Annotated in this window: 1 protein-coding gene; it reads left to right on the forward strand. The window is 51.6% G+C overall.

Annotation, left to right across the window (positions count from 1 at the left end; genetic code table 11):
* The coding region (locus KVT28_RS25565) for a hypothetical protein (RefSeq protein ID WP_217551031.1) at positions 1–258 on the forward strand (258 nt) is incomplete at both ends.

Below are 258 nucleotides of genomic sequence, written 5' to 3' on the forward strand. Positions count from 1 at the left end.
ATAAGATACTTGTGAAGGCAGCCAAAAAGCTGCAGAAGCTGAAAGCCGTGTTGGCTGAGGCTTTGGAAGAGAATGCTAAGCTGAGGAGTGAGAAACCCCAACCCAGTGAGTTTGAGTGCCCTACCTACGAGTCTTTCATGACGGAGCTTGGTGACCTGAGAGACAGGTATGCTAAGCGGGTAGAGGAGATAGATGGGCTGAGAGCCGAGTTAGGCAAACTCCAGTCCAAGCTGGATGAGCCTACCTTGAGTGGAGAGC

It is taken from the genome of Pantoea sp. GbtcB22, assembly GCF_019091025.1.
Lineage (GTDB): Bacteria > Pseudomonadota > Gammaproteobacteria > Enterobacterales > Enterobacteriaceae > Pantoea > Pantoea leporis.